This window comes from Plantibacter sp. Mn2098 (assembly GCF_049319745.1).
Classification (GTDB): Bacteria; Actinomycetota; Actinomycetes; order Actinomycetales; family Microbacteriaceae; genus Plantibacter.
The window spans coordinates 237,400-263,294 of sequence record NZ_JBMOUH010000006.1 but is presented as its reverse complement, the minus strand read 5'-3'; the positions used below and the strand labels follow the sequence as shown (position 1 = coordinate 263,294).

The following is a 25,895-nucleotide window of genomic DNA, read 5'->3' as shown; positions in this document are numbered from 1 at the left end:
CATGAATGGCACCAGTCAATGCCGACGGTGAGGCCCCGAACCCGGCCGGCGTTGAAAACTATCCGCCGTGGATAGCCCGCCCGCGTTGATATCATCGGCGAACGATGCTCACGAACCACTACCCGTCCGCGCCGCGGGACGATCAACCGACGGCCGTGCTGGAGCAGGCGCGAGCAGCCAAGAGCATGCTGATTTCGCTGTCCGGTCTACGCGGCATCGGCAAAACCATCTGGGTGCGGCGGCTCGCAGATGACGCCGGCCGTTTCCGGGTCGTCTCGGTCAGCGCGGACTCGTTCGAGGCGAGCTTCCCGTTCGCACTCGCAGATAAAGTCGTGCGGGCCGCCGGGCACCCGAACGGCGTCTTCGAGGAGGGCACCACGCCTGACCTGGCGAGTGTCATCCGATCGCTGCTCACCACGCTCTCCCGCAACACCTCGACAGCACGACGCCTGCTCCTCATCATCGACAACGCGCACTGGATCGACGAAGCGTCGTTGCAGGCGCTGCGTTTTGTGCTCGGGCGGATCGCGTTCTCGGGCGCGTGCGCGGTCTTCAGTGGCCTCTCGCCGCACACCGACGACATCGCGACAGGGATCGTCCACGCCGAGCCGGGCGCCTGGTCCGACGTCCGCACCGTTCATCTCGAACCGCTCGACGTCGCAGGGGTCCGCGCCTACATCTCCCAGGTGCACGGGATCGAAGTCTCGTTGCGCCTCGCCGAACGGATCCGCGAACTATCCGGCGGACTTCCCCTGCTGATCGATGCGGTCGTGGCCGCCATGGAACCGCCGCCGGGTGCCGCACGCGCACACTGGGACGAGGACGTGCGGCTGCCGTTGCGACCGGAGAGTCCGATCACACGGCAGGGTTACGACACCCGCCCCGAGGTGACATGCGCGGTGGAGATCGTGTCGATGCTGCGCGACGCCGTGAGCGCGCGCGAAGTGGAGCAGATCGCGACCCTGCTCGGAGACGTGGTCGACGTCGAGGCGGCCATCGCCGAGGGGCTCCTGATTCGGGCTGCGCCTGGCACGGTGCGTCCGTTCCACGACCTGTTCGCCACCGATCTGCGCGAGCGCCTGCAGCCGGAACGGAAGTCGGCGATTCTGGCCGCAGCGGCCGAATCGGTATCGAACCCGCACCGCGCGTTGCTGTGCCGGCTCGACGCAGCGACGGAACTCGATCCGGAGCTGCTGTTGCGCGTGCGGGAAGCGGCCGAGTCCGCACGGGCCACAGGCAATGCGGAACGTGCCATCGGCTACCTCCGTCGCGCCGCAGACCTCGCTGATCCCGCCTTGCGCGGGGAGCTGCTCGTGGAAGCGTGCGTGCTGGCGGGTGCGGCATTCGTCAGCCCCGTCGTCCTCGACCTGCTCCCCGAACTCGAAGCGCTCCCGCGGAACCCCGTGCGCGATCTCGCCCTGCTCCAGACGCGGCAGATCACCGGGGACATCGAGTGGGCACTCGCATTCGTGGGCGAGCTGCTCGCGACAGAAACCGACCACCCCGACGCAGCGGTGCTTCGGATGCACGTCACGATGATGGCCGTGATGATCCAGCTGACGACCGACGACTACGCACCGGTGCTCGACCTGCTCGATGCTGCACGCGAGATCGCTCGTGGGGTGCAGGCGGGAGCCACCGGGGTGCACGACGAGCGACTTGCGCCGCTGCCGTCCGCCGAAGAGATCCTGCTCCGTGCAACCGGCTTGGCGGTCGTCGCCTCCGCCCGCACCGCGGAAACCCCACGGATGCTCGCCGAAGTGGAATCGCTGTCGCGACTGATCCATACGGCAGGGGCTTCACCGGCGCTGAGCGATGCGCTGACCTGTCGAGGCGGAGTCTTGGCGGGCGCAGGCGCGATCGAGGCCGCAACCGCCGACCTCGAACGATCGCTCGCGCTCGCCGCGGACGGCACGGTGGGGTGGAGTCTCGGACATGCTCGTGTGCTGTTGGCCTACTGCTGGTGGCTGAAAGGCAGGGTCGCGGATGCGAGAGCGATGCTCGAGGACGCGGTGGTCGCGGCGCTCGACAGCATCGACGTCGCGTCTCGCCCGCTCGTCTACCTGTTGCGCGCGGTCCTGGCCGCTGAAGCCGGCGATGAGGATTCCTACGCGGAGAACCAGCGGATCGCCCGGGAGGTGACGGTCACCGACTACGACACCTTCGGCGCTGAACTCGAACTGCTCGCCGTTGTGCAGCGCGCGCGTGCTCGGAACCGGCCCGACGAGGTGCTCGAAGCGCTCTCGCCCGACGCGCTCGGCGGGCGTTGGCTGGCGGGTGCCGGGATCTTCACCTACCGCGTCGAAGCGCTGGCGGCGCTCGGCCGGGCGGAAGAGGCCGATCGGTCGCTGTCGGAGCTGCACGAGCGCGCTGGGCGCGACTGGTCGCCCATCTACGGTTCCCTCAACTGGCTCGAAGGACGCGTGGCGGAGGCGTACGGCCTCCACGACCGAGCGTTGCGCGCCTATCGTCTGGCCGCACGGGAAGGCGCGCCCGTGCCCAGGGCGCAGGCGCTCCACGACGCCGGACGGCTCCACATCCTCCTCGGGGAGACCGCGGCAGGGACACGTCTGCTCCGCCAGGCAGCCGAGCTCTTCAGCGACCTCGGTGCGCTGCCCGCGTTGCGACGCACCCTGGCGCTCATCGAGGACGTCGACCCGGCGACGATCGCGGGGATCGAGGCCCTCAGCACCCGGGAGCGCGAGGTGGCCCAATTGGCTGCGCTTGGGCGGACGAACGCCGAGATCGCCGAGTCGCTCTACCTGGCAACGCCGACCGTCGCCTTCCACATGCGGAAGGTGCTTGCCAAGCTCGGGCTCAGCTCGCGGCGTGAGTTGGGCGCGGTGCTGTCGCAGACGTCGCCGGGCTGAGGGCTGTGCTTCGCGTCCGGCTCGCCCGGCAGCCGCAGACCGCAGGGGCCGGCTCGCATGTGCGAACCGACCCCTGCGGGGATTGCGGATGGTGCTGCTAGGCGTCGCGTCGGCGGCGAACGCCCCAGACGAGTCCGGAGCCGATCGCGAGCACACCGAGTGCGCCGATGATCCAGCCGGCGATCTCGAAACCGGTGTTCGCGAGCGGGCCACCGGAGGTAGTGCCGCCTGCCGTGGCCGGTGCGGTCGCCGTCGGGGTCGGCGTGCCTGGACCACCGGTCGAGGTGTCACCGGTCACATCGAAGAGCAACGCATCCGACAGCGATGAGCCGGCGGTCTCGGAACGCTCGAATCGTGCCGTGACCGAGTGCGATCCGGCCGGCAGCGTGATCGAGAACGTCGCCGACCCGTCGACGAGGTCCGCCGTGCCGAGCTCGATCGGGTCACCTGCAGCCTTGGCGTCGCGCGCCGAGGACGCCGGGGGAGCGGCCGCATCGAGGAACGTGATCGTACCGGTGGCAGTACCGGTCACGGTCGCGACGAAGGTCACCGGCTCGTCCGCCGTTGGCTTCTCCGGCGAGAACGTCACCGTGGTCGAGGTCGGTGCAAGCACGGCGATGTCGACCGTCGAGAGACGACCGGCTGCCGCACCCTTCGCGGTCGCAGCCGTTGTGCCGAGCGCTGCGTCCTCCGCGACGGTGATCTCCTTCGCAGCTGCACCGTCCTTGTCGGCGATGACACTGCCCTGGTCGACGCCGCCGAACGCGAACGCGACGGACTCGCCTGCGCGGTAGCCGCTCGCCGTGACGGTGAACGACGCGGACGGGGCGACATCGGTCGCCGTCGTCGCCAGCTCCTGCGGGGTGAGCGACTCTGCGAGTTCCGTACACGCGTCGCCCTGTGCCCCGACGGGCGGGAGCTCGACCGCTGAGCCGGTCACCCCATCGTCCTCACGGACGGTGAGGTTGGCGAACGCGCCGGCACCCATCACGGCGTGCTGCGTGTTCGTCGCACTGACCTTGAACGCCGTGCTGGCCGTGTTCGATGCGACCGTGTTGCCGAGCGTCGGCACGGTCACCGCCTTGCACGTCTCACCCGGTGCGAAGACGACCTTCTCCATCGCGATGCCGGCCCGGCCCGTCGCCGACCCGAGCACACTCACGTACGCCGTGACGGTATTCTTGTCCGCGCGGCTGAGGAAGACGGGGATGTCGGCGGTTCCGGGGCCATCGCCCTCCTCGACCGAGGTCGCACCGACGTTGACCGTTGTGCGGGTGGTGTTGACGGCGGTTCCGACTGCGGGGGAGTCGAAGGCGAGATCGGACAGGTAGATGCCCCCGGTCCCCGTTCCATCGGCGCCGTTCGCCGCCTTGAACGAGACCTCACGGACGTCCGTGAGGTCGATTCCGCTCAGGTTCGCTGTGGGGATGGTGAGCTGCTGCAGCACGATCTTGTTGAGCGTCGTGTGCGTCCCACCGGGCATGCGGTTGACCGCGAGCGGATTGACCGCGGAGGCGAGCACGGACGAGGTGGCGCCGGCGCCGTCGGTGACGGTGATCGTGAAGTCAGTCCCGGTCGGAACCGACTCGTCGGGCGCCGCCTTGACCGTGAGCTGGGAGTAGCGGGAGACATCGCGCTGCTTCGTGGGCAGGCCGACGCGCAGTTCGCCGGTGCTCGGTGTCGCCGGGTTGGTGGTCGACGCACCGGTCCAGACCAGCCTGGTCACAGGGAACTCGGGGACGTTCGGCGCGAACGAGCCTGGCGTCCAGTGCGGCACCTGCGCCGACCCCTTGGTCGTCGCGCAGAACGGGAGGGACTGCGGCACGGTGCGGCCGGTGAGGTTCGTGCAGACCGTCGCCGTTGCTGCGCCGAAGGTGCGGATGAGTGAGTTCTGGCTCGTGAAGTCCGCGATCAGCGACGTCGAGCTCTGCGGCTGCGACGCCATGACCCGGACATCGGCGAACGTCGAGAGCGGGGTCGTCGGCTTGACCGATCCGTCGAACAGCGACTGGAACTGCGTCTCGCCACCCATCGTGAGGCGGAAGAACCCGGTCATGTACGACACACCGACCTGATACTGCTGGGCCGCCGTGAGCCTGGTCGGGTTGGACGTCGAACAGGTCGAGGTGCGGTCTGACGCGCTCCAGTCGTCACCGGTCGCCGCCGGGTACATGCCAGGCGTCCACACGGTGTTGAAGAAGTTGTGGTTGGCGCCCATCACCCAGACAGCCGAACGGAGGGCGTCATCGTCGAAGGCGTTGCGCGAGTCGTCGATGAAGTGCTGGCCCTGCTGGTTCGACACGTCGCCATCGCAGTAGGGGAGGAACACCGACGTCGGAACGTCTGGCAGGGTCATCCGACCGAAGTCGACCGGCGCGAGCGGCAGCACCGCTTCGATGCCGAACGGCTTGTCGAGCGCCTGGTTCAGCGTCGCAGCGGACACAACGCCTTCACCTCCACGCGAGTGGCCCATGATGCCGACGTGCGAGACGTCGAACCGGCCGACGAGCGATGCAGCCGTCACGCCTGAAGCGGCGGCGGGCTGATCCGTGCGGGTCGTGGCGCGGACGAGGGCTTCATCGAGCGTGCGAGTGGTCGTTGTGCTCGGGACCGTCGCGGTTGCGGTGGTGATGTCATCAAAGCTGACCGGAGTGCCGGCGTTCGCCTGCTGCAGCATCGTCAGGGTGTCCAGGATGAGCTGACCACGCGCCTGTGCGCCGTAGTCGAGGGCGAGCTGGTTGTCGTTGGAGTTGACCGAGTTCGCGGCGATCGACAGCACGTTGTAACCGTTGGTGGCGAGCGCCCGCGCGGTTCCCTCGTACCCGAGATAGCTGCGGATGTTCATCTGCGTCGGACCACACGGCCAACGCAGCGGGTTCGCACCCGCGCCGGAACAGGAGGTGTGTCGACCGTGCAGGAGCACCACGACCGGCCTCGTGCCGGTTGCGCTGCTCAGGTACATCTTGCCGGTGACCTCACCGCGGATCCCGCCGATCGCGGCCAATGGAACCGCTTGATCGCCGAAGTCGTACTCGGCCTCGGTCACACTGAACGGTCCGAGATCAGCGGGGTCCGGTGCGTCCGCCGCAGCAGGAGCGAGGAGCCGCATCTGCTTCTGCAGGGTCGTGTTCTCAGGCTCTGCCGGAGTCGCGGGGACGGAATCGATTTCCTGCGCCTTCTCGGTGTCGCCGCTCGCCCAGCCCTTCTCGACGCTGGTCGCATTGACCACGGACGAGTCGGCGGTGACGACCGACAGGGAGAGCAGATCGTCCGATTCCGTGGCGAGGCCGATGGGCTTCCCGTCCACGATGAGCGTCGGGGCATCGCTCACCATCGGCAGCGGCTCGTCGAGCCGCAGGGTGACGAGGTACCCGCCAGGCGCCTCCTCGACGGACCAGTCGTCGCCGGATGCGACCGCAGCCGGCGCGGCTTGGATCGGGATCGCGAATGCTGCGGGCGCGACCCCGAGGGAAATGGCGGGGGTCAGGCAGAATGCGACCGAAATCGCAATGCGTCGTGCTGTCGATATGCGCTTGGGCATAGTTCTCCTAGCTGGAAAATGGCAGGGGAAATCGCGAGCGCGGTCGGTCGGGAAAAGCCGCACTCACGGGTGATGACAGGGTTGGAAGCAGAAAGCTGTGAACTTCCTCAATATCGACACTATGTGAAAGAACACGCCCGCGACGGGTCGAGACGGCCCGGGAAACGGAGCCGTAACACAAGCTTCACAGCGGCTTCACACGCCGACGCGAGTCCGCGAAATTCGGATTCTGCCGTGATTCAGAGGCTCTGGTGGCGCTCGGGGACCGATTTGGAGAGCTGATCCAACAAAGTCCAGGCGAATCCGACACCGGTTGCGCGGACGGTCAGATCGCCTCGTTCCACAGCCGCAGTTTGTGCGGGTTCCACTGGATGAGGACCTCCGTCACCTCATCGGCGTCATCGACCAATTCCAGAACACCGCTGACGAGGCCGTCCCGGTTGAAGGTCAGCACCGTTCCTGCTTCCGCTTGCCGCACCACGAGTGTGGTGCTGGGCTGACGCTCCAGGACGCCGACGATGAATCGGGCGACCTTCGCCGCACCGGAGATCGTGTTCAACGCAGCACGAACGACACCTCCGCCATCGGAGCGGAGTGTGACCTCCGGGTGCAGGAGCTGCACCAACGCTGCCACGTCGCCGGAGGTCGCCGCTCGCTGGAAGGCGGCCGACAGCCGCGCGTTCCCCGGTCCCGGAACAGGATCCCGATCCGCGATCCTGGCACGAGCAGAGGTCGCGAGCTGGCGGACGGCGCCAGGTGATCGATCGAGCACCTCCGCGATGTCAGCGGCTGAATAGTCGAACACGTCGCGCAGCACAAACGCCACACGCTCCGCCGGCGTCATGACCTCCATCACCGCCAGGAGAGCCATGCTCACCGACTCGGAGACGATCGCCCGCTCGGCCGGATCCTGCGCATCCAGTGCGGAACCGGCGCGAAATCGAGCATCCGGGACGGGCTCGGGGAGCCACGGGCCGACGTACTGGCCGTGACGCCGTGGCGCGCTCTTGAGCACGTCGAGGCAGATTCGGCTGGTCGTCTTCGCGAACCATCCGATGGGATTGCCGATGGCCGCGCGCGATCCCTCGTCGAGCCGGTACCAGCGCACGAATGCCTCCTGCACGGCGTCCTCGGCATCCGCGACGGTGCCGAGCATCCGATACGCCAGCCCCACAAGACGATCTCGATCCAGACCTGCAACCGGCGTCCCATTCGTCATGAGTTCCATGATGGCTGATTTCCGATGCCGTCTTGATCGCCCTGCAGAACGAGTTCCGATGCCGACCTGACACCGGCAGTCGCTCCGTCGTCTACACAGTGAAGGCCATTCTTCAACGCACAAAGGAGCACACATGACCCACGTCAACCTCGGCAAGCAGCACCCCGCCGTCTACCGGAAGATCACCGATTTCGACACCGCCGTGAACGAGGCGGTGACGACGGCCGGACTGGAGGCGAAACTCGTGGAACTCGTGAAGATCCGCGTCTCGCAGCTGAACGGATGCGCGTTCTGCCTCAGGATGCACACGCGGGACGCGCTCGCCCTCGGTGAGAGCACGGACCGGCTCGCTGTTGTGGCCGCCTGGTGGGAGTCGCAGTACTTCACGCCGGAGGAACAGGCCGGTCTCGCCCTGGCCGAGGACGTCACCGGATTGCCTCGGCGTACGCAGGAGGAGTTGTACGGTGCCGTGTTGAACGCGGAGCAACGCTCGGCGCTGACCTGGTTGGCGATCCTGATGAACGCCTGGAACCGCATCGCGATCCAGAGCCACTACCCGGTCGGCGGAAGCGGGACGCGTGCGTAGCGCGGGCTGATCCGGCGCCCGTCGTCACCTGGCCGCGGCGGGGACCTCGGAGACGCTGCCGGCGATGGGGTCCTTCCACGGTAGGGGGCGGACAGCTCCGCGGAGTGATGTGCGGAGGGCTCGGGGTGGCATACGCTTCGTCGACGACCGTGCCAGAGTGGGAGGACACCATGCGCGAATCCACCCGGACCGAACCCAGCGACCGCCGCCCGACGGTGCGCGTATGGGCGGTCCTCGCCGCGCTCGCCGTGATCCTCGCATCGGTTTCGATCCCGGTCAATTCAGTCATCTACGGGGTCCCCGTCGTCATCGCGTTCGTCTTCGGGCTCCTGCAAGCCGCATCGATCCCGCTGGCTGCAGTGCGGCCGAAGCTCGCGGTGGCGACGTCGCTGGTGTCATTCGTCTCGCTCCCGGTGTTGAGCATCGGCGTGACCGGCGCACCGTGGCCCGTCGCGGTGACCTCGATCCTCGGCCAGATCGCCGTCATCGTGGTCCTCGCGTTCTTCTCCACCTGGCGGGTCGCGACCGGTGCCTGGTTCCTGTCCGTCGCGAGCGTCATCGCCGTCGTCGGCTTCACCCCGGAGCGGTTCGGCCGCTTCGAGGAATCGCTCGCATCGGCCGTCCCGTTCACCGCTATCTCGGCCGGACTGCTCTCGATCGCGCTCCTGCTCGCGCAGCGGACCCGCATCAGAGCCCAGCTGGAACGCGAGCGACGGGTCACCGCGGCGGAACAGGTCCGTCGCGAGCTGATGGAGGAACGCAACCGCATCGCACGTGAACTCCACGACGTCGTCGCCCACGGGCTCTCCGTCATCCAGGTGCAGGCATCGTCGGCGAAATACCGGATGCCAGAGCTCGATGCGGCCGCCGCGGCCGAATTCGACGGGATCGGAGCGACCGCGCGTGGTGCGCTGTCCGAGATGCGTCAGCTGCTCGGTGTGCTGCGCAACGAGGACGCGAGCCCCGGCCTCGGACCGCAACCCGGGTTGGCGGACATCCCGGCCCTCGTCGAATCGATGGCGTCCTCTGGCGTCTCCGTGTCGTTGCAGTGGTCGGTGAGCGATGGAGACGCGCCGCCGCCGGCGTCGGTCGGGCTCGCGGCGTATCGCATCGTGCAGGAATCACTGAGCAACGCGGTCCGCCATGCTCCAGGGGCTCCGGCGCTCGTTGTGGTGACGAGGAGCGCCGCGGCCGTCGACATCGTCGTCGAGAACGACGCGTCGCGGGATCAGACCAAGCCGACGGAGGCTGCCGCGCGTGTCGGCGGGCACGGACTCGTCGGGATGCGGGAGCGCGTGCTGCTCGTGAACGGCAGACTGGAACACGGACCGACGGAAGCCGGCGGTTTTCTGGTGTCCGCGCACCTGCCCGTCCCCGCAACATCGGAGGCTCCATGAGCGACACCACCATCCTCATCGTCGACGATCAGGCGATGGTGCGGGCCGGCTTCGCAGCGATCCTCGACTCCCAGGACGGCCTCCGCGTCATCGGACAGGCCTCCGACGGGGCCGAGGCGGTCGCACTCGGCCGATCGCTGCGGCCCGACGTTGTGCTGATGGACGTACGGATGCCCGTGATGAATGGCATCGACGCCACCCGCGAGCTCACCACACCGTCGAAGGGCGACCCGTACACGCCGCTCGTCCTCGTGCTGACGACGTTCGACATCGACGAATACGTGCACGACGCCCTCCGGGCCGGCGCGAGCGGGTTCCTCCTGAAGGACGCGCCACCGGAGGACCTCATCCATGCGGTGCGGGTGGTCGCGTCCGGCGACGCGCTGATCGCTCCTCGTGTGATGAAGCGGCTCATCGAGACCTTCACCGCCTCCACCGCGCGGCAGGCGCCAGCCCGACGCGCAAGCGAACTCAACGGGCTCACCGAACGAGAACGGGAGGTCCTCGTCCTGATCGGCCGTGGCCTGTCGAACTCCGAGATCGCGGGAGAGCTGTTCATCGCCGAGCAGACCGTCAAGACCCACGTGAGCAAGATCTTCACCAAGCTGAACCTCCGCGACCGGGTGCAGGCCGTGGTGCTCGCGTACGACACTGGGCTGGTCGAGCCCGCTCGCTGAACTGCGGCTGTGCTGCTGTGCTGCTGTGCTGCTGTGCTGCTCTGCTGCCGCTGCGTTGCTGGTGCTCGGCTGCCCTTCTTATCGCCGACTCCTGCAGTCCTGACCCCTACCGGGGAGGGAGCGCGGAATGGCTCTCGGGGGTGGTGCCCTGGTCGTAACCGCGTTCATAAGCTCCCTCCGCACCCCGGAAGCGCCGCGGTGCGGAAGGGCCATCATGACGTTCAGCGCCGGGGCGACATCGCCGCATCGCGATCGCAGCATCGATCTCGTGCGAGCGGTTCTGCTCGTCATTGTGGTGGGCCTGCACTCGATGATGGTCGGCATCAGCGTCGGACCGAGCGGATTCGCGCTCGGCAACGCCCTCGAACATCAGGACTGGTTCGCGCCCGTCACCTGGGTGCTCCAGGTGATGCCGCTGTTCTTCCTCGTCGGCGGATTCTCCAGTCACACACAGTGGACCCGGATGCGCGAGCGCGGGCACAGCGCGAGCGACTACGTGGTCTCGCGGTTGCATCGCCTGCTCGTGCCGGCGGTTGTGGTGATCGTCGCAGTGGCGATCGGGCTTGCTGCGATGACCGCACTCGGGGTCCCTGCCGATCTCATCGCCGTTGCGGGATTCCGCATCAGCCAACCGCTCTGGTTCCTGGGTGTGTACGTGCTGTGTTCGGCCTTCGTGCCGGTGCTCGTGGCTGCACATGGCAAGCGGCCGGTGCTGACGCTCGCTTCGCTGATCGCTGCGGCCGTCGCCGTCGACGTCCTGCGTTTCGGCACCGGGATCGAGGGGATCGGATTCCTCAACCTCGTGTTCGTGTGGCTTGCCGTGCAGCAGCTCGGTTTCTGGCTCGCAGACGGGCGCTTCGACGCACTGTCGATGCGGTCCAGAGTGTCGATCATGGCCGGCTCGTTGCTTGGGCTGCTGTTGCTCACGATGCTGGGGCCGTACTCCGTCGATATGCTCAACAACCTCAATCCGCCGACGATCTGTCTCATCGTGCTCGGAGCGGCTCAGCTGATGCTGTTCACACTCCTGCGCGACCGGTTGCGGCTCGCTGCCGAACGGCCGCGAATCGGTGCCGTCGTCGATGCGCTGGGCGCCCGCTCTATGACCGTGTACCTGTGGCACATGCCGGTCATCATCGTGCTCGCTGCCGGTCTGCTCGTCCTGAACGCCGTTGTGCACCTGCCGCTTCCGGAACCACTGAGCGCAGGATGGTGGGCGACCCGACCGATCTGGCTGCTCGCGGTGGGAATCGCGGTTCTCCCGGTGGCTGCCTGCCTCGGACGTTTCGAGATGCGCAAGGTCGCACCGTCCTCGCTCGGGACGTCCCCACGAGTGCGGGTGCGAGTCGCGTTCGCGGTGGTCGCCGGTGCCGGAGCCGTGCTGGTGCTCCTGGTGACGGGGATCTCGCTGGCCGGTGCGGTCATGGCGTTGGGGATGTTCGTGGCGGCGCTGGCGCTCGCCGGGGTGCTGGAACGAACCGCTCAGCAGGAGTCCGGCCTCGTGTCGGGTCTGCTCAGTGTTCGTTCCGGGCGGCGACCTGCGACGCAAGGATTCCCAAGACTCCGATGAAGATCGGAACGGCCGCGTTGATGAATCCGGCCCAAGCCGTGACGGCGAGGATCTCCGGGCCAGTGGTACCGAACGAGTTCACGAGTACGACCTGCGTGACGACCCAACCAGCAGCTTCGATGCAGACCGCCCAGAGCGGAGTCCACCGCCATCTTCGATTCAATCGTTCGTTGCGTCCGAGTTGCAGGACGATGACGAGCAGCACCGCAATGCGGGCGAAGCCCGTGATCACTCCTGCCTCGGGAGTATTCGTCACAGTGACCCATCCCGGCGCGCCCATCGTGAGCAGTCCATTCGCGATGGACCAGCCGCCGAGGAGTCCTGTTGCGATCGTGCCTGGTAGCGCTCCACCGAAGACGTTCTGCGCAACGCCGCCGCCGAAGCTGAAGCAGAAGAGACCGAGCCCCAACACAATGCCGCTCAGGAGCGCGCGATCGGTCAAGTACGCGGGAAAGGTGAACTCGAGAACGGTCGACGCGACGAGGGCGCTCCCGCCCCATAACCACCATCGATGTGCCGCATAGATTGCCATGCTCATCCTCCTGGCCGCTCACGTTACCCGCTTGAGGTACTCAAACTCCAGAAGTTTTGATCATTGATTAAAACAATGTGAAAGCGCAGACGGTTGCTGAGCGTTGCCGCTCGGGAACGCCCGATCAAAGGAGATTGAGATGCGTCGAGTAATCGGACTGTGTGTCGTTGCCTTCACTGCAGGGGTTGTTGTGTGTCTTGGGGGCGGTGCGGCCTCCGCCGAGTCGTCCGATGTGGGCATCACTCGTTGGAGTGAAGTGAAAGGTGCTCGTGCCGCGGATGACGCCGGCTACATCATCGTGAACGGGTCGGATGCGGATCCTGGGGCAGGTGGGATGTTCTATCCCACCGGGCCAATCGCTCCGGAGACATTGGTTGTCATCGCGAACGCGGACGGGAGCTTGCCAGGGGGTATGACCGAGCAGGAACTCCAGGAGCGTATTGCTCAGCATCGCGCTGGTGAGGACAGCGGTTCGCTGCAGGAGATCGGAGGCGTGGAACCACTCGGGGCGTCTACCAGCTCGTATGCCTGAAGTTCGACCAGCGCTGGTTTTTCACGCGCGTTCACGGGCGGTTCGTTCATCGGGTGGGATGACAGCGCCCGTGCCACCTACTCCTTCAATACGGCCTGGGGATTTGACCAGCGCGCCGCCGGAAACGGGCTCGGCTACTACCGAGGCTACAACGGAGGCGAGTTTGGGACATGGGCAGCGTGGTACGGCATCGGAAATGCTGGCCCTGCCGGGACTTCCGGGAGCGTGCCGTGGGGAAACGTGGCCGCGAACAAGCAGTTTCAGGCGCAGTGCACGAAGAGCACGGTGTGTCATGGCGACTTCTCGTAGATTCAGTCCCACCACCGGGTGTTCGTCACCGGGTGTTCGTTAAGTTGCTGCTGTCGACGACAGAGGAGCTCATCGACTGGCAATCTCGTTCGAGCGTTGGGCGTCGGCTGGGTCGCAGAGCGACCGGTCCTCGAGTTCAGCCCGCTGGAGCAGCCCAACTCCTTGCGGAGGAGTTCTCGGCGCGATCCGGCGATGCGGGCTGAGCGCGAGCCTCGCAACTCGATGAAACTCCGTCACGTTCGCGGAATACCCCCAAGGGGTATACCGTTGTGTTGTGCAGGTACCTGGTAGGGGTACCGGTGAGCGGAAAGAGGGCCATGAAGACCAGCACACGCCTCGTGCTCTACGGACTCGGCCTGGTGGTCGCCTTCGGCGCGGCATTCGGGATCGCGCGGGTCGTCGTCCCCGAGAGCGTCGTCACCGACTGGACGCACAGCACAACGACCGATGGCCACACGCCTGCCCCCGACCACGGATCGATGGACGGCCACGGAAGCGAAGGGACCCGATGAGCACCTCAGCCCCGGCGAACGCCGACAGCGGCGTCGAACTGGAGATCGGCGGGATGACCTGCGCGTCCTGCGCGATGCGGATCGAGAAGAAGCTCAACAAGCTCGACGGCGTCACGGCGACCGTCAACTACGCCACCGAGAAGGCCAAGGTCACCGTGCCGGACGGCTACGACCCCGCCGTGCTCATCGCCGAGGTCGAGAAGACCGGCTACACCGCCGTGCTGCCGTCGCCCAAGCGCACGGCCCGCGGCGACGACGCTTCCGGCGACGGGTCTGCGACGGACCCGGAGCTGCAATCACTGCGCACCCGCCTGATCGGTTCGATCGTCCTGACCGTCCCCGTGATCCTGATGTCGATGATCCCGGTCCTGCAGTTCACGTACTGGCAGTGGGCGTCGCTCGCGCTCGCGGCCCCGGTCATCGTGTGGGGCGCCTGGCCGTTCCACCGGGCGGCGTGGGCGAACCTCAAGCACGGCGCGGCCACGATGGACACGCTCATCTCGCTCGGCACCTCCGCCGCCTTCCTCTGGTCGTTGTACGCGCTGTTCTTCGGCACTGCCGGCGTCCCGGGGATGACCCACCCCTTCGAATTCACGCTCGCGCCCTCCGACGGCGCGTCCAACATCTACCTCGAAGTCGGCGCAGGGGTGACGATGTTCATCCTCGCCGGCCGCTACTTCGAGAAACGGTCCAAGAAACAGGCCGGGGCAGCACTCCGTGCGCTGCTCGAACTCGGCGCGAAGGACGTCGCCGTCCTGCGCGGGGGAGTCGAGACGAAGATCGCCGTCGAGGACCTGCGGGTGGGGGACGAGTTCGTCGTGCGCCCGGGGGAGAAGATCGCCACCGACGGCGTCGTCGTCTCCGGCACCTCCGCCGTCGACGCGTCGATGCTGACCGGTGAAGCCGTGCCGGTCGAGGTCGCTGCCGGCGATGCCGTCACGGGTGCCACGACGAATGCCGGCGGACGTCTGGTGATCCGCGCCACGCGCATTGGATCGGACACGCAGCTGGCGCAGATGGCGAAGCTCGTGGAGGACGCCCAGACCGGCAAGGCCGAGGTCCAGCGCCTCGCCGACCGGATCTCCGGCGTCTTCGTCCCGATCGTGATCGTCATCGCGGTCATGGCGCTCGGCGGCTGGTTGGGCGCCGGATTCCCGGTGAGCGCCGCGTTCACGGCTGCCGTCGCCGTCCTGGTCATCGCGTGCCCGTGTGCCCTGGGGCTCGCGACGCCGACGGCGCTGCTCGTCGGCACCGGCCGCGGCGCGCAGATGGGTGTGCTCATCAAGGGACCCGAGGTCCTCGAATCGACGCGCAAGGTCGACACCGTTGTGCTCGACAAGACCGGCACCGTCACGACCGGCAGGATGACGCTCGTCGACGTGATCCCCGAGGCGGAAGGCGACCGCGCGGAACTGCTCCGTTTGGCGGGCGCGCTCGAAGACGCCTCTGAGCACCCGATCGCCCAGGCGATCGCGAAGGGTGCGACCCAGGAGACGGGCGCGCTGCCGACCGTTGACGGATTTGCGAACATCGAGGGCAAGGGTGTGCAGGGCGTCGTCGACGGCCACGCCGTCCTCGTCGGGCGGGCCTCCTTGCTTGCGGAGTGGTCGTTGCAACTGAGTCGAGAGCTGTCCGCGCTGAAGGCCACTGCGGAGGGCGAGGGCAAGACCGTCGTCGCCGTCGGCTGGGACGGACGAGCGCGCGGCATCCTCGTCGTCGCCGACACCGTCAAACCGACGAGCGCAGAGGCGATCGCTCACTTCAAGACGCTCGGTCTGACGCCGATCCTCCTCACGGGGGACAACGAGGCTGTCGCTCGTCGCATCGCCGCCGAGGTGGGCATCGACGAGGTCATCGCGGAAGTCCTGCCGACGGACAAGGTGGATGTCGTCAAGCGCCTGCAGCGAGACGGCAAGGTCGTCGCGATGGTCGGCGACGGTGTCAACGACGCCCCCGCGCTCGCTCAGGCCGACCTGGGCCTCGCCATGGGGACCGGTGCCGACGTCGCGATCGAGGCGTCCGACATCACGCTCGTCCGAGGCGACCTGCGGAGCGCCGTCGATGCGATCCGCCTGTCCCGCACGACGCTCGGCACCATCAAGACGAACCTGTTCTGGGCCTTCGCGTACAACGTCGCGGCGATCCCCATCGCGGCCCTCGGTCTGCTCAACCCCATGCTCGCCGGTGCGGCGATGGCCGTCTCCAGCGTCTTCGTCGTCGGCAACAGCCTGCGCCTGCGCGGTTTCCGGAGCGTCGCGAAGGAGCGCGGAGCCAGGACCAGCCGCACAGCGCTGAGCTGAGACCTCGGCGGCCGGGCGCTCGGCCGCCGAGTCCTCCGGGGATAGGCTGAAGCGGACATGAACTCGTATCGTCAGGCAGATTGGGACGCCAGTGAGGCGTACGCTTCGACGGTCAAACCGCCCTACCTGATGGGCACGGGCGTCGTCACCGGCGATGACGGACACACCCGTCCGCTCTCGCCGCCGCACACCCATCCCGATGCGATGCTCGCCTGGTGTTACCGGGGCACCGTGTGGGTCTACCTGCAGGACGCGATGTGGCGCCTCGCGCCAGGACAGGGTGTCTGGATCCCGGCGGGCACCCCGCACACCACACGACATGAACGCGACTCCACCGGGTGCTACACCTACATCCCGGACCAGGCGTTGATCACTGCGGTGTCGGAGATCACCCGGGTGCTCGTGCCGCGCGCAGCACAGGAGATGCTGCTGCACCTCGGCATCAACGACATGCCGGACGGCCTCCGCATCCGCATCCAATCGGTCCTGATCGAACTCCTCCAGCAACCGGCGCCTGAGGCGTTGGAGGGGTGGGGAGAGGTGCCGCTGCCGGCCGACGAGCGTGTCCGCATCCTGGTGCAGACGGTTCTCGCCGATCCGGGGGACACCCGGACCGCGCGTGAGCTCTTCGCCGCGCACGGTCTCCACGAGCGCACGGTGCTGCGCGTGTTCAACAGCGACATCGGGATGAGCTTCGGCCAGTGGCGGACGGGTGTCCGGATGACGCTCGCCGCGAGGCTCATCGTCGACGGCACCCCGGTCGGGGCCGCTGCGAACCGCTGCGGATACGCCACGACGAGCGCATTCTCCGCCGCGTTCAAGGATCGCTTCGGCATCACGCCCAGGCAGCACGTCGCGCGGGTGCAGGCGGACTCCGCGCATCACCTCTACTGGCGCTGACCGACCCGATCGGTGTCGGGATCGAGACACAAGTCGTCCATTCCGCGACACTTTCGACGCACGTCCGCCCGTAGCATCGTTCTGTTAGGTGAGGTTTACCTAACTTCTGCGCCGCACGGTTGCGGCACCTTCCCCCACCCTCCAAAGGAGCACCATGCCGCACGCCCATGCGCGCCAGCAGACCGGCAGAGTTTCAGCGCTCGTCGCCGTCGCCCTCGCCGCCGTCCTCGCGATCACCGGATGCAGCCCCACCGGCGCCGAAACCGCAGCCAAGACCTCCACCGACGGCGTGGTCATCGAACACGCCCACGGTGAGACCGTCATCCCGGCCAAGCCCAAGCGCATCGTCGCCCTCAGCTGGATGACCCCTGACGTCGTCGCAGCGCTCGGCGTCAACCCCGTCGGCGTCGAGAAGGTCTGGGGTGCGGATGACAGCGGCTTCCAGCCCTGGTTCAAGGACTTCGTGACCAAGGAGTACGGCGACACCCCCGAGATCATCCCGTACGCGGAAGAAGGCCCGAACTACGAGGCCATCAAAGCGCTCAAGCCCGACCTCATCCTCGGCCTCTACTCCGGCATCACGGACATCGAGTACAAGCGCCTGACCGAGATCGCACCGACCGTTCCGTACATCGAGGGCCCCTGGAACCCGAGCACCTGGGAGAACATGACCCGCACCATCGGCAAGGCGATGTGGGAGGACGAGAAGGCTGAGGAGCTCATCAGCGAGACCGAGGGGATGGTCTCCTCGCTCGCCGCAGCACATCCCGAGTTCAAGGGGAAGTCGTTCGTCTGGGGCCTCACCCTCGACGAGGGCGGCACCGACCTCGGCGTCTACCTCAAATACGACGGACGCGTCCGCATCACCGAGGCGCTCGGGTTCACCTCCACCACGGCGATGGACGGCTTCCTGAAGTCCGCAGAGGGCGACAACTGGTACACCGGCGTCAGCCTGGAGAAGCTCTACGACGTGCAGGCGGACCTCTTCGCGGCATGGGGCAGCACCGCAGCGGACGGCACCTCCACCGTCGAGAACAAGATCGTCTCGCGCTGGGAGCCCATCGCCGCGAACTCGTACGTGATCTACGGCGACGATGCTGAAGCCTCAGCCATCAGCGCACCGACCGTGCTCTCGCTCAAGTACATCCTCCCGAAGTACGTCGACGACCTCGCAGCCGCGCTGCAGGGCAAGCCGACCATCACCGGCAAGTGACGCCCGAGGTGTCCGGACGGACCGCGTCGCCGGCCACGCCGGTGACCGGTGTCGTCGCCGACGCCTCGAACACCGGTGCACCGCACACCGGCGCAGCAGATGCCGGTGCGGGGCGTCGTCGGATCTCCGGCGACGCCCCGCGCCGCACCGGAGCGCGGGTGGCCGGGCTGATCGTCGCTGGCATCCTCCTGGTGTTCGTGGCCGTCGCATCGCTCGCCATCGGGAACCGCGCCATCGATCCGATGACCGTCCTGCACGCGCTCACGGCCTACGACGACGCGAACCCGCTCCACCTCATGGTGCAACAGCTCCGACTGCCCCGCACGATCCTCGGCATCGCCGTCGGGGCGGCGCTCGCCGTCTGCGGCGCCCTCATCCAAGCTTTCACCCGCAACCCGCTCGCGGACCCGGGGATCCTCGGCGTCAATGCCGGCGCATCGTTCGCGGTGACCTTCGCGGTGGGGGTCCTCGGGCTCACTACGCCTGGCTCGTACGTCCCGTTCGCGCTCGGCGGCGCGCTCGTCCTGACCGTGCTCGTCTACGCCCTCGGCTCCTTCGGCCAATCGGGCGCGACGCCGATGAAGCTCACCCTCGCGGGGGTCGCCCTCGGCGCGGCGTTCACTGGATTCACCACGGCGATCGTGTTGCAGAACCACAGCACCCTCGACATCATGCGCTTCTGGGGCGTCGGCTCGATCGGCGGACGCTCGCTCGAACAGCTCGCTTGGGCGCTCCCGCTCATCGCGGCCGGTCTGGTGCTCGGCATGGTGAGCGCCCGCTCGCTGAACGCGCTCGCGCTCGGCGACGACCTCGCCCAGTCCCTCGGCGCACGCATCCGGGTGACGAGGGTCGTGGTGATCGTCGCCGTCACCCTCCTCGCCGGCACAAGCGTCGCGGCGGCGGGCCCCATCGCGTTCGTCGGCATCATGATCCCGCACATGGTCCGATGGTTCACGGGACCCGACCAACGCTGGGTGATCGGCTACTCGATCGTCATCGGGCCGATCTTCCTACTGCTCGCCGACATCCTCGGACGCGTCGTCCTCCCGAACAGCGAGCTCCGCGTCGGCATCGTCACGGGACTCCTCGGCGCCCCCGTCCTGATCGCACTCGTACGCCGGAAGCAGGTGAGCGGACTGTGATCATCGACGAACGGTCGGATGCGGCGAAGCGCTCCGCCACGAACGACACCGGACGACCCACGGCGCCGCACGCGGCGGCAGAGCACCTGACCGTCGATTTCGGGCGGCGGTTCCTCCGCATCGACACGGCGCGCATCGCCACCCTCATCCCGGTCAGATCCGTCGTCGTCTGCGCCGTGCTCGTTGTGGTCATCGTCGTCGCCGGCCTCGTCGCCATGACGCTCGGCGCGTACGAGGTGAGCTTCACCGAGGTCCTCCGGGCCATCGTCGACCCGTCCTCCGACCCGGATCTGCGTCAGGTCGTGTTCGAATGGCGGCTGCCGCGCGTCCTCTTCGCGGTGCTGTGCGGCGCGGCACTTGCACTCGCCGGCGGCATCTTCCAGTCGCTCACCCGCAATCCGCTCGGCTCACCGGACATCATCGGGTTCGGCATCGGGGCGCAGTTCGGCGTGACGCTCACGATGGTCGTGCTGGAACTCAACACCTACATGTACAAGGCGGCCGGTGCGCTCATCGGCGGCCTCGTCACGGCGTTGCTCGTCTACGTGCTCGCGAACAAGAACACCATGTCCTCGTTCCGCCTCATCATCGTCGGCATCGGCGTCTCCGCCGGACTCGGTTCGCTCACGTCGTGGATCCTCATCACCGTCAGCGTCGAGAAGGCGATGATGGCAGCCACGTGGGGCGCCGGTTCGCTCGCCTCCCTCGGGTTCGATCAGCTCATCCCGGCGACGATCGTGTTCGCCATCGTCATGTTCGGTGCGCTGCCGTTGAACCGCACGCTCCCGGTGCTGGAGATGGGCGACGACGCGGCGACCGCCCTGGGCATCAGCCCGGGGCGCACGAGACTGGCGGCGATGGTGTTCGGCGTCGCGCTCGTGGCGCTCGTCACAGCGGCAGCCGGGCCGATCTCGTTCATCGCGCTCGCCGCTCCGCAGATCTGCCAGCGGCTCATCCGGTCGAACACGCCGATGGGGACGGTGCCGGTCATGTTGACGGGTGCGGCCCTCGTGGTCGTCTCCGACATGGTCGCGCAGTTCGTGATGGTGCCGGTCGGCGTCGTCACGGTCTCCGTCGGCGGCTTGTATCTGGCCTGGCTGCTCGCCGCACAGTACGCGCGGCGCGCATGACGCTGGCAGCCAGCCGGACCCGCCTGATCCGTCCGGTCCGTGCTATCCGTCCGATCCATCCGGTCTTCCCGCGCAGCATCACGCGCCCCGTGCGCACAACGAAGGAACACGTATGACCGCTTCACTGCTCGCCCGCGACATCACACTGGGATACGGCGACACCCGCATCATCCACGACCTGTCCCTCGAGGTCCCGGACAACTCGTTCACGATCATCATCGGACCGAACGCCTGCGGGAAGTCGACACTCCTGCGCGGATTCGCGCGGCTGCTGCGGCCCAGCACAGGCGCGGTGCTGCTGGACGGCGCCGAGCTGCGGAGCCTCAAGCCGAAGGAGGCTGCACGCAGGCTGGGCCTGCTGCCGCAGTCCTCGATCGCACCCGACGGGATCACGGTCGCCGACCTCGTCGGCCGGGGCCGGTTCCCGCACCAGAACGCGATGCGCACCTGGAGCCGAGAGAACGAGCAGGCCGTCGCAGCGGCGATGGCCGCCACCGGGACCACGGAACTCTCGCGTCGCCTCGTCGACGAACTCTCCGGCGGGCAGCGGCAACGGGTGTGGGTGGCGATGGCGCTCGCCCAGCAGACAGGGCACCTGCTGTTGGACGAGCCGACGACGTTCCTCGACATCGCGCACCAGATCGACCTGCTCGAACTGTTCGCGGACCTGCACCGCGGTGGGACGACCCTCGTCGCCGTGCTCCACGACCTGAATCACGCCGCCAGGTACGCGACGCACCTCGTCGCGATGCGGGAGGGCGTCATCGTGGCGCAGGGCGATCCGCGGGAGATCATCACGGCGGAACTCGTCGAGGCCGTGTATGACTTGCCGTGCAAGGTCATCACGGATCCGGTCGCCGGCACGCCGCTCGTCCTCCCGCTCGGACGACGGAAACCGTGACCGCCGCAACCCCTCGCCGGCTGTTCCAGCTCGCGCTGACGACCGAGGGCCGGGGCTTCGCGCTGGCCGGCGCGACCGTGCTGCTGATGGTGCACTCGCTCGCCGAGGCGGCGATCCCCGTCATCATCGGCGTCACGATCGACCGGGCGGTGCTGCCGGCCGATCCCGTCGCGCTCGCCGTGTGGTTGGGCGCGCTCGTCGGCGTGTTCCTCGTACTGACGGTCAGCTATCAGTCCGCGTCGCGACTGATGGTGACGATCTACGGCTACGGCGAGCAGGCGCTGCGGCATCTCGCGCTCTCGCGGCTGCTCCGCCCGAGGCTGTCCCGGCGCACCCTCACTCCGGGTGAAGCGCTGACGTTCGTGACGTCGGACACGTACCGGGTGGCCGGAGTCGCGTGGTCGGTCGCGCAGCAGTGCGCGACGATCGCGGCCATCGCCGGGGCCGCTCTGGCGATGCTCGTCATCTCACCGATCGCGACGATCGTGGTCTTCGGAGCGACGGTGGCGATGATGCTCGTGATGCGGGCCGTCTCCCGTCCGCTGGAGCGCAGGGGTCGCGCCGAACAGGAGGCGGCAACCGAGGCGGGAGCCGTCGCAGCCGACTTCATGAGCGGGTTCCGGGTGCTCGTCGGGATGGGCGCTCGTGGGGAAGCCGTGCGACGATACCTGGCGGCGAGCGACACCTCGCGTGTTGCGGCGACTGCCGCCGGGCGATCCCTCGCCGACTACGAAGCCGTCAGCGCAACGCTCGCCGCGATCGTCACGACCGTGCTCGCCGGGATGTCGGCGTGGTTCGCCTCCGAGGGGCAGATCAGCATCGGCGAGCTCATCACGGTGCTGGGGTTGGCCCAGTTCGTGAGCGGATCGCTCGCGTACGCCGGCTCGTTCCCGTCGAACTGGATCCACAAGTTCGCGTCGGCCTCGCGCCTCGCGGACGTCATCAACGCCGACGACCTGCTCGCGGAGCCTGGCGCCGGTGCCTCGCTCGAACGACCGGCCGGTGTTGTGCTGTCGTTCCGCATCGGCGAGGCGCCGACGGCCCGGTCGGTGGATGTGCGTCGCGGTGAACTCCTCGGCCTCCGACCGTCGGACAGCGATGCCGCACGAGGCGTCGCGCGGCTCCTCGGGAGGCGGGCGCCGGTGGAACGGGGAGCGGTGTCGGTCCTCATCGACGGCGTGCATCGCGACATCCGCGACCTCGACCCCGTGGACTACCGGCGACGGGTGGTGTCGATGCCGCACCGGCAGTCGATCGGCACCGGCTCGCTGCGTCAGGCGGTCCGCGGGCACCACGGCGGCGGGCTTCCGAATCGGGAGCTCATCGACATCGCCGCCCTCGACGACACCATCGGTCAGGTCGGCGGCTGGGAGGCGGAGGTGGGGGAGGCCGGACGACGACTGTCCGGCGGACAGCGGCAGCGCATCGGCCTGGCCCGCGCGTTGCACACCGACGCGGACGTCATCGTGCTCGACGAGCCGACCTCGGCCGTCGACGCGGTCACCGAGGCCCACATCGCGGCGGCCCTTGCGCGGTATGACCGCACGACGGTCGTCATCACGACGTCGCCGGTGCTGCTCGCGGCGTGTGATCGCGTCATCGATCTGCGCGCGGACGAGGCCGAGCCACGTGCGATCGCAGACCAGATGAGCGACCTGCAGGAGTCAGGGGGCGCACGTGGCTGAGCAGGCGACCAGCGGAACGAGCCGTACCAGCGCGACCAGCACGACGCTGCCGATCGCCACGGCCTCCGAGGTACGGACCGTCGTCGTCGCGCTGTTGCGCCGACACCGGTGGCGGACGGCAGTCGTCGGGACGCTGTTCCTCCTCGCCTCCGCACTCGGACTCGTGATGCCGGCCGGCCTCGGCCGCATCGTCGACGCCGTGTCCGTCGGGGCCGGATTCCCGGTCATCGCCGGCTGGCTCTGCGTCGTCGCCGCCGGAGCGATCGGCGCCGTCCTCGTGACGCTCTGGGGGATGCGTGTGCTCACCTCCCTCGTCCAGGACACGCTTGCGAGCCTGCGCGAGGACGCGTTCGCCTCGGCGATGCGCCTGCCGGTGAGCACGGTCGACGACGGCGAGAGCGCCGACTTGCTCTCCCGGGTGACCGGAGACGTCGACGCCGTCGCGGAGGCCGGCGGCAACGTCGTGCCGATGCTGCTGTCCGCGGCCTTCGCCATCGCCGTGTCACTCGTCGCCCTCACCGCGCTGGATCCGTGGCTCGCGCTCGCCGGCATCGTCTGCGTTCCGCTCTACGTGATCGGTTCGCGCGCGTTCCTGCGCCGGTCGAGGGTCGTGTTCCGCGAGGTGCGCGCACGGGAGGCCGCGCGCAGCCAGGCGGTGCTCGAAGCGGTCGACGGGATGGAGACGCTGACCGCCCTCAACGAGCAGGCGCGCGCGCTCGAACGCGTCGGGCAGCGCGCCGAGGCATCGATCGCCGTGCAGATCGAGGGTGTCCGGCTCCGCAACCGCCTGTTCCGCTGGATCAACGGGGGAGAGGCGCTCGGGCTGGCGGCGGTGCTCGCGACCGGATTCGTGCTGCACGCGAACGGGGCGGTCACCGTGGGCACGGTCACGGCCGCCGCGCTCGTGTTCCACCGGCTGTTCGACCCGATCGGTCAGCTGATCTTCGGACTGGACGACATCCAGCGGGCGACGATCGGGCTCTCGCGCCTGGTCGGGGTGATCGATCTCGCGCCGGCGCCCGCTGCCGTTTCGCCCGGTGACGCCACGTCGGCGGTGACGCTGCGGCGGTTGCCCAGCGGGATCGACCTGCGCGATGTCGGCTTCCGGTATCCGACGACGGGTCGTGGTGTGAGTGGCGTCGACCTGCGCGTGGAACCGGGCCGGACGGTTGCGTTCGTCGGGACGTCCGGGTCGGGCAAGAGCACGCTGGCCCGGGTCATCGCCGGTCATCACCCGCCGACCACCGGCCGTCTCGACTTCGACGATCCGGCGGCGACGCCCTATTACATCTCCCAGGAGCTGCACCACTTCCGCGGCAGCATCGCGGACGGCATGCGTCTCGTCGCGCCGGATGCGAGCGATGAAGCGATCATCCGGGTGCTGCACGCCGTCGGCGCCGAGTGGGCCGTGCCGTTCGTGACGCCGGGGCCGGCTGAACACGAAAGCACCGGCATCGGCATCGCCAACCGTCCAGGCGAGTCGCCGCTGGACGAGGGCCGCATCCAACAGCTCGCCGTCGCCCGCGCGCTCCTCGCCGACCCGATGGTCGTCATCCTCGACGAGGCGACAGCGGACGTCGGGCTGCAGCATCGCGACGCCGTCGAGACCGCGATCACCGCGCTGCGTCACGGGCGCACCGCGGTCGTCATCGCGCACCGCCTGCAACAGGCGGCCACGGCCGATGAGATCCTCGTCTTCGCCGACGGAGAGGTCGCGCAGCGCGGAACCCACCATCAGCTCGTGGCGGAGGACGGGCCGTACCAACGGTTCTGGCGTGCGCAGACGAGTGGTCCGCAGCATGTGGCGCGTGCCCACCAGCCGCAGGTCCGCGCCCCACGCACCTCTCCGTCACAGCCTTCTACCCTTCACCACCACACCCCAGAGACGGAGACTCCGTGAAGATCCATCGCGGCATCGTCAGCGCCACCGCCCAGCTCAGCCCGTCGCTCATCCGTGTGACGCTCGGTGGACCGGGGGTGACGGATTTCTTGACCACCGGGATCGGCGACGAGTACGTGCGGGTGTTCTTCCCACACGGCGAGGACCCGACCGACGTCTCGCTGCCGGTCCCGGACGACGATTGGTGGTCCACGCCGGACGGCGCCCCTGAGGCGCCGATGCGCACGTACACGATCAGTGGTGTCCGGCCGGAGGCTGGCGAGGTCGATATCGACTTCGTGACACACCGCTCGGGTATCGCCGGGCCGTGGGCGATGGCTGCGGAGCCGGGGCATGTGCTCGGGTTGAACTCGCCCACCGGGCTGTACGACCCGCCGGCCGGCACCACCTGGCAGGTGCTCGTCGCCGACCTCACCGGTCTGCCGGCCGTTGCGCGGATCGTCTCGTCGATCCCGTCGACCTTTCGCGTGCGAGTGGTCCTCGAAGTCGCGGAGGACGCCGACCGGATCGCCCTGGACATCGGCGACAACGTCGAGGTCACCTGGGTGACGGGCGGCAACGGGCACGGTCCGAGCACTCTCGGCCAGATCGTCCGGAGCATCGTCGACGATCGTCTGCCGTTGGATGTCGGCTACATCTGGGTCGCGGGGGAGACCGTTGCGCTTCGCGACGTGCGCAAGTACCTGCGCCGTGAGCTGGGGCTGCCGGCCACCCGATTCAAGGTCGTGGGCTACTGGACGCCCATCGCCGATTGGGACTCGAAGTACCATGCCCTGCCCGAGGCCGTGCAGCGCGAGCTGGACGCCATCTGGACCGAGGTCCCCGATGCCGAGCCGGAGGACGTGCAGGTCCGGTTCGAGACCCGTCTCGATCAGCTGGGGCTGTGAGGATCGTCAGCCCTGGGTTCCCGGTCGTCGTACGTCGTCACGCGATAGACAACAAGTGTTGATTCCGCCAGAATGATCGCAGATCCGCGACG

18 protein-coding genes are annotated in these 25,895 nt (G+C 68.2%); 15 read left to right on the top strand and 3 right to left on the bottom strand.

The window, feature by feature from the left end; all coding sequences use genetic code 11:
* Positions 1-104: 104 nt before the first annotated feature.
* Positions 105-2,870, top strand: a complete 2,766-nt coding sequence (locus ACL9RL_RS11350; protein WP_422780363.1) for a LuxR C-terminal-related transcriptional regulator — start codon at positions 105-107, stop codon at positions 2,868-2,870.
* 97 nt (positions 2,871-2,967) lie between these two features.
* Here ACL9RL_RS11350 and ACL9RL_RS11345 read toward each other — a convergent pair whose 3' ends face one another.
* Both ACL9RL_RS11345 and ACL9RL_RS11340 read right to left on the bottom strand, forming a co-directional pair.
* The gene (locus ACL9RL_RS11345; protein ID WP_422780362.1) at positions 2,968-6,411 is read right to left on the bottom strand and encodes an Ig-like domain repeat protein; all 3,444 of its coding nucleotides are present in this window, start codon (positions 6,409-6,411) and stop codon (positions 2,968-2,970) included.
* Between the two features lie 325 nt (positions 6,412-6,736).
* Positions 6,737-7,630, bottom strand: coding sequence for a sigma-70 family RNA polymerase sigma factor (locus ACL9RL_RS11340; RefSeq protein ID WP_422780361.1), 894 nt, complete (start codon positions 7,628-7,630; stop codon positions 6,737-6,739).
* Between the two features lie 133 nt (positions 7,631-7,763).
* On the opposite strand from ACL9RL_RS11340, the gene ACL9RL_RS11335 reads away from it, so the two are divergent.
* From ACL9RL_RS11335 to ACL9RL_RS11320, 4 genes are all read left to right on the top strand, one after another.
* Positions 7,764-8,216 carry a carboxymuconolactone decarboxylase family protein gene (locus tag ACL9RL_RS11335; RefSeq protein ID WP_422780360.1) on the top strand — a complete coding sequence of 151 codons (453 nt, stop codon included), beginning with the start codon at positions 7,764-7,766 and terminating at the stop codon, positions 8,214-8,216.
* Positions 8,217-8,386: 170 nt separating this feature from the next.
* A complete protein-coding gene (locus ACL9RL_RS11330) occupies positions 8,387-9,613 on the top strand; it encodes a sensor histidine kinase (protein ID WP_422780359.1) in 1,227 nt (408 codons plus the stop codon).
* Positions 9,610-10,290 (top strand): response regulator, encoded by a 681-nt coding sequence (locus tag ACL9RL_RS11325; RefSeq protein ID WP_422780358.1) that lies wholly within the window; start codon positions 9,610-9,612, stop codon positions 10,288-10,290. Before ACL9RL_RS11330 ends, ACL9RL_RS11325 begins: the two co-directional genes overlap by 4 nt.
* Before the next feature lie 214 nt (positions 10,291-10,504).
* Positions 10,505-11,860: an acyltransferase family protein gene (locus tag ACL9RL_RS11320; protein WP_422780357.1), complete on the top strand. Its 1,356-nt coding sequence runs from the start codon at positions 10,505-10,507 to the stop codon at positions 11,858-11,860.
* Here the strand turns inward: ACL9RL_RS11320 and ACL9RL_RS11315 are convergent.
* Positions 11,805-12,392, bottom strand: coding sequence for a hypothetical protein (locus ACL9RL_RS11315; RefSeq protein ID WP_422780356.1), 588 nt, complete (start codon positions 12,390-12,392; stop codon positions 11,805-11,807). The two genes, ACL9RL_RS11320 and ACL9RL_RS11315, sit on opposite strands and share 56 nt — an antisense overlap.
* Positions 12,393-13,550: 1,158 nt before the next feature.
* Between ACL9RL_RS11315 and ACL9RL_RS11310 the strand changes: the two genes are divergently transcribed.
* The 10 genes from ACL9RL_RS11310 to ACL9RL_RS11265 all read left to right on the top strand — a co-directional run bounded on the left by ACL9RL_RS11310 (position 13,551) and on the right by ACL9RL_RS11265 (position 25,803).
* Positions 13,551-13,745, top strand: coding sequence for a hypothetical protein (locus ACL9RL_RS11310; protein WP_422780355.1), 195 nt, complete (start codon positions 13,551-13,553; stop codon positions 13,743-13,745).
* On the top strand, positions 13,742-16,045 hold the full coding sequence (locus ACL9RL_RS11305; RefSeq protein WP_422780354.1) for a heavy metal translocating P-type ATPase: 2,304 nt from the start codon (positions 13,742-13,744) through the stop codon (positions 16,043-16,045). The genes ACL9RL_RS11310 and ACL9RL_RS11305 overlap by 4 nt, the downstream gene beginning before the upstream one ends.
* A 57-nt stretch (positions 16,046-16,102) precedes the next feature.
* Positions 16,103-16,945, top strand: coding sequence for an AraC family transcriptional regulator (locus ACL9RL_RS11300; protein ID WP_422780353.1), 843 nt, complete (start codon positions 16,103-16,105; stop codon positions 16,943-16,945).
* Positions 16,946-17,099: 154 nt separating this feature from the next.
* Positions 17,100-18,158, top strand: a complete 1,059-nt coding sequence (locus ACL9RL_RS11295) for an ABC transporter substrate-binding protein (RefSeq protein ID WP_422780352.1) — start codon at positions 17,100-17,102, stop codon at positions 18,156-18,158.
* Positions 18,155-19,300: a FecCD family ABC transporter permease gene (locus tag ACL9RL_RS11290; RefSeq protein WP_422780351.1), complete on the top strand. Its 1,146-nt coding sequence runs from the start codon at positions 18,155-18,157 to the stop codon at positions 19,298-19,300. Before ACL9RL_RS11295 ends, ACL9RL_RS11290 begins: the two co-directional genes overlap by 4 nt.
* Positions 19,297-20,430, top strand: a complete 1,134-nt coding sequence (locus ACL9RL_RS11285; protein ID WP_422780350.1) for a FecCD family ABC transporter permease — start codon at positions 19,297-19,299, stop codon at positions 20,428-20,430. The genes ACL9RL_RS11290 and ACL9RL_RS11285 overlap by 4 nt, the downstream gene beginning before the upstream one ends.
* A 112-nt stretch (positions 20,431-20,542) precedes the next feature.
* Positions 20,543-21,331, top strand: coding sequence for an ABC transporter ATP-binding protein (locus tag ACL9RL_RS11280; protein WP_422780349.1), 789 nt, complete (start codon positions 20,543-20,545; stop codon positions 21,329-21,331).
* A complete protein-coding gene (locus tag ACL9RL_RS11275) occupies positions 21,328-23,016 on the top strand; it encodes an ABC transporter transmembrane domain-containing protein (RefSeq protein WP_422780348.1) in 1,689 nt (562 codons plus the stop codon). Before ACL9RL_RS11280 ends, ACL9RL_RS11275 begins: the two co-directional genes overlap by 4 nt.
* Entirely contained in the window at positions 23,009-24,916 is a 1,908-nt protein-coding gene (locus ACL9RL_RS11270) for an ABC transporter ATP-binding protein (RefSeq protein ID WP_422780347.1), read from the top strand. The genes ACL9RL_RS11275 and ACL9RL_RS11270 overlap by 8 nt, the downstream gene beginning before the upstream one ends.
* On the top strand, positions 24,913-25,803 hold the full coding sequence (locus tag ACL9RL_RS11265; RefSeq protein ID WP_422780346.1) for a siderophore-interacting protein: 891 nt from the start codon (positions 24,913-24,915) through the stop codon (positions 25,801-25,803). Before ACL9RL_RS11270 ends, ACL9RL_RS11265 begins: the two co-directional genes overlap by 4 nt.
* Positions 25,804-25,895 lie beyond the last annotated feature (92 nt).